Origin of the sequence: Xanthovirga aplysinae (genome assembly GCF_009711365.1) — a bacterium.
In the GTDB taxonomy this organism is placed as follows: domain Bacteria; phylum Bacteroidota; class Bacteroidia; order Cytophagales; family Cyclobacteriaceae; genus Xanthovirga; species Xanthovirga aplysinae.
This window is the reverse complement of record NZ_SMMB01000848.1, coordinates 1-4,708: the sequence shown is the minus strand read 5'-3', so window position 1 is coordinate 4,708 and position 4,708 is coordinate 1. Positions and strand designations below refer to the sequence as shown.

Genomic DNA, 4,708 nt, shown 5'->3' with positions numbered 1-4,708 from the left:
CACCTCTATCGTGTCTAAGAGGTCCAATCCTTTATTGGTAATGCTAATATTTACCATCCTACGGTTTGTTTCATTCCCACACCTACTTACCAATTCTAATTGAACTAATTTATCTAGCAGACGGGTCAAATCACCTCTTTTATTCAATAGTACCTCTTTTATCTCTCCTGGAGATAAATAATTAGGATATTGTCCTTTTAAAATTCTAAGGATATTATAGTGCTGATCATTTATTTTGTACTCCTTAAGCATAGCAACTATCTTTTCTGTAAACCAATTCGCCGTAAATAAAATATTGATAGAGGCCATTTCACGTTTACTTGAAAATTCCTTACGCTGCTTTATTACATCTTTGATATTCATGCGTTTTAACAAAGTTTGTAATTACAAATATATTATAATTAACTTAATTGTGATAAAAATGTTGCGAAAATTTGAAATAATTTTCAAATGGTATACTGATTGTCAGGATTATAACCAAAAGCATTGATATTTTGTAGATAATGCTAATTTTGTTCCCAAGAAATTATCAATGGGAATTCTGAGTAGTCAATTAGAGGTCAAGAGTTAATAAAGAAAAATTGATGAATTTTTAACAACCCCTTATTACTTAATAGTGGAGTAGAATTTCCGGAAATTTTCAATTTCCTGCTCATTTCCTACCACAATAAGCGTCACATCTTTTTTTATGACAGTTTCTGCATGGGGATTGAAATAAAAGCCTTGATTGCTATCTTTAAAACCAATCACTGTTGCCCCCGTTCTTTTCCTTATATCCAAATCACGAATGGTCTTATCTCTAAATTCGGATTTAAGATTTTCAAATGAAAATTCATCTAAGCTAAGCTTCAAAGTTCCTAATCCGTTGAGAAGTTGTAGAAATTCAATAACATCCGGTTTAGTTACTAATTGGGCCATGTGCATGCCTCCAAGTGCATCAGGCATGACCACTTTAGAGGCTCCTGCCCGGTATAGCTTTTTCACTGAATTGACATTGGAGGCCCTTGATATGATGACAATGGAAGAGTTAAGTTCTCTTGCGGTTAATGAAATAAATACATTATCAGCATCTTTTGGCAAAGTAAGGATAATGGCTTCGGCCCGTTCAATTCCCGCATCTTTTAAAGTATCATCCGTGGTGGCGTCACCCAAAATAAAATGGTAGTGCTTGTTTTCCGGAAAATTCATAGCCACTTCTGAGTTACTGTCAATCACTACAAACTGACGGCCGCTTCCTGCAAGTTCTTCACAGGCTTTTGCTCCATTGCGGCCATAGCCGCATACAATGACGTGTTTTTTTAATTTTTTCACTCCTCTTCCTACTTTTAATTCTCCCAAAACTTTTTTCAGTTCCCCTTCAAACAAATAGGTTGTAATTACTGAAATTACATAAGCTAAAATACATAAATTGAAGATTATATAGAGGCTGGTAAACCAACGACCAGCTTCGGTTAAGGGCTCCACTTCTCCATAACCAACTGTGCTAACCGTTATCACCGTCATATATAAAGCCCCAGAGAGGCTATAACCCTCTAGAAGCATATACCCTGCTACTCCGCCAATAAAACTAAGTAATAGTAAGCCCAAAGCCCATATAAGCTTACGGATACTTCGATGAATTGAAGATATACTTCTTGCATAAATTCGTTCTTCCCTCATGAAAAAAAGATATGGTATCCAATCATAAATTTAAAAAAACTACAAGAAGGTTTTTGTCAGGTTTTGGTGAATTTTTTTACTTCTTCCATTGGATTTTTGGTAAAATGGAAAAGAAAGTAATTATTCGATTCTTCCTTTACAGAATAATTATAACAATACCCTACTGCTCAAACCCATTATTTGATTAAGAATGGGAATTGGACATTTATCAAACTAACTAAGGTTTAAAAAGTTTTGAAAGGACTTTAATTTCAAAATTTGAAAGAAAAAAATTAAGATCCCTTTCTATAATCCTACTTTATTATAGTGCGCTCTAGCTATTCTGAGTTGATCGTAAGAATATTTTTCTTTTAAAGCTTCAAAAACCGGCTTTAAAGGACTGTCTAAACCATGGATATAAAAAAGATTTCCGATATCTTGTAAAGCATTCGCATCTATTAATTTTTCCCATTTTATAGAAAAGCCTTGTTGCTCCAATTTAAATAAATGGCTGTAAACAGTTCCCTCGCTTAGGTTTCGCGATTCTGCAATTTGTGAAGGGACCATTCCGTTTTCAAACATTACCTTAGTAAGTAGAAGAGTACCTCCTTTTATTTTTTTGCCTTTTTTTACTTCCTCAAGGACAAACTCAACCACTTCTTTTAAAAATACTTCCCCGTATCGCTCAAATTTTGCCTCCCCTATCCCTGATATTTCCAGCATTTCAGCAGAATTTAGAGGTTTTTTGGCGGCGATTTCCTGAAGAGTTGAATCATGGAAAATCACATAAGGAGGAATGCTATTCTCATCGGCTATTTTTTTTCTTAGTTGTCTGATTTTGTCAAATAATCTGTCCTCCAACACTGGTTCAGCCTCTTTCTTGGTTAATTTAGTGCCTGAAGTTCTGAATTCTTCCCTATAAAAACTGACTTTCTTATTTTTAAATAAAACTTCACGACTCAGTAGAGTAAGTCGTAGTCGATTTCCTTGATCATAAGCAATTTCCATCAAGCCCTGATTTAGCATCTGAATTATATAATTTTTCCACAACCAGGCCGATGTTTCCACTCCAGCCCCATACGTTTTCAGTTCATGTAAACCCAACTCTAGGACGGTTTTATTCCTGGCGGCCCTTAATACATCAATTAAAAGGCTAATGGTCAGCTTTTCATGTGCTCTTGCAATTGCTGAGAGGGCTTTTTGGGCTAAAGTGGTTCCATCAAAGCTTTCCGGAGGATCATGGCAAACATCGCAGTTTCCACAATCTTCAGTTCTGTTTTCATTGAAATAATTTAGGAGAATCTTTCGTCGGCAAATAGTTGCCTCGGCAAATTGTTGAAGTCTTTCCAGTTTTGCCTCTTGCAATTGCTTTCTTTCCGGTGCTACATCCTCCAGCATGGACTGTTGCTGGATTACATCGGCATAACTATAAAAAAGAAGAGCAGAAGCTGGTGAGCCATCCCTTCCAGCCCTTCCAATTTCCTGGTAATAGCTTTCGATATTCTTGGGTAAATTGTAATGAATTACCCATCTCACGTTAGGTTTATCGATACCCATTCCAAAGGCAATAGTTGCACAAACCACTTGAATATCGTCACGTAAAAAGGCCTCTTGAACCTGAGAACGTTCTTCAACGCCCATGCGGGCATGATAATGCCGGGCATTTATTCCTTTTCGATTCAGTTTTTGGGTTAATTGTTCCGTTCCTTTTCTACTGAGGCAATAAATAATGCCGGCTTGCTGCTCATGTTCCCTTAAAAAACTAACAATTTGGTTTACTCTATTCTGTGCAGCTCGTACTTCTAAAGACAAGTTGGGGCGGTCAAAGGAATCAATGAAAACCTCAGGTTTACGTAATTCCAGCTGTTTCACGATATCATTTCGACTCAATTTGTCTGCTGTGGCGGTCAGAGCAACCATTGGAACCAAAGGAAAGAGCTGTCGAAGTAACTTCAACTTTGTATACTCTGGCCGGAAATCATGCCCCCAGAAAGAAACACAATGGGCCTCATCAACTGCAAAAAGGCTGATTTTTAGGCTTTTTATAAAATTTAAGAAATTCGGCGTTACCAGCTTCTCAGGTGAAACATAAAGAAGCTTAATTTTTCCCTGGCAACAAGCTTCCTCAATTTCCATTATCTTCTTATCCGCTAAACTGCTGTTGATATAGGCTGCAGGAATATTATTTGCTCTTAGGGCTTCTACCTGATCTTTCATCAAAGCAATTAATGGAGAAATAACAATCCCCAGACCTTCCATGGCCAATGCAGGAATTTGATAACATAAAGATTTTCCGCCTCCTGTAGGCATCAAAACCATGCAATCTTTTTGGGCTATAATTGCATTTATAACGGCCAACTGCATGGGCCGAAAGGTGGAATAACCGTAAAATTTCTCCAATATAAGCTTTGGGGAAAGTAAAGATTGTTGTTTTTTCATAGGCCGGAAATATCTGTAAATGACAAATGTAGGTTCATCCAAACAACTCTAAAAGGAACTTATAAAATTTCATGCTGTTTTTTTAATATAAGGCGAGGAAAATTATGGGCCACTTTGTAATTGATATTATCTTGTGTGTAGTAGCCTACGGCGTTTTGATTTACTTTATGAGTATTTTTCTTAAAAAAACCAGAAAAGGCCCCAATAAAGGAGGAGGACAAGACGGTGGAGATGGGGGAATTTCTATTGATAAAACCCCTAAGTTGGATTTGCCTCCTGGAGTATGTTTACCTAAAGGAAATGGAAAAGGCCGGCATCCGGATACATCTCCTGTAAGAAAAAGAAAGAAAGAAGTCGGTGTGGTGTAGGAAAAGAATGAGTTATGCACCATCAAATGCGCAAATTTCCACAAATATGTGCTTTAAGTAGAGTTTTTAAAGGGAAATCCAAAAAAGAAGTTTAGAAGTAAACGAAAAGGAGAAATTAGAGTGAGTATATCATTTAATTACCTTTATTTAAATTCTAAATTTAAAAGGTGGAAGAAATACAGGTGCCTGGAACTTTATTTTTGATTGCATTTTTCACAAATCCCATTTGCTAAAAGGTTAGTTTCCAATATTTTGTATTTTTT

The 4,708-nt window shown here is 36.3% G+C and carries 4 protein-coding genes; 1 reads left to right on the top strand and 3 read right to left on the bottom strand.

Translation table 11 applies throughout. The features are described 5' to 3' along the window. The 3 genes from E1171_RS06705 to recQ all read right to left on the bottom strand — a co-directional run. Nucleotides 1-363 (bottom strand): MarR family winged helix-turn-helix transcriptional regulator (locus E1171_RS06705; protein ID WP_155205238.1); only part of this gene is annotated, 363 nt, incomplete at its 3' end. A 243-nt stretch (nucleotides 364-606) separates the two neighbouring features. Next, a complete protein-coding gene (locus E1171_RS06700) occupies nucleotides 607-1,659 on the bottom strand; it encodes a potassium channel family protein (RefSeq protein WP_155205237.1) in 1,053 nt (350 codons plus the stop codon). 285 nt (nucleotides 1,660-1,944) lie between these two features. Further along, nucleotides 1,945-4,077, bottom strand: coding sequence for a DNA helicase RecQ (gene recQ, locus E1171_RS06695; RefSeq protein ID WP_155205236.1), 2,133 nt, complete (start codon nucleotides 4,075-4,077; stop codon nucleotides 1,945-1,947). A 104-nt stretch (nucleotides 4,078-4,181) separates the two neighbouring features. On the opposite strand from recQ, the gene E1171_RS06690 reads away from it, so the two are divergent. Continuing rightward, nucleotides 4,182-4,445: a hypothetical protein gene (locus E1171_RS06690; RefSeq protein ID WP_187696312.1), complete on the top strand. Its 264-nt coding sequence runs from the start codon at nucleotides 4,182-4,184 to the stop codon at nucleotides 4,443-4,445. Nucleotides 4,446-4,708: the final 263 nt, after the last annotated feature.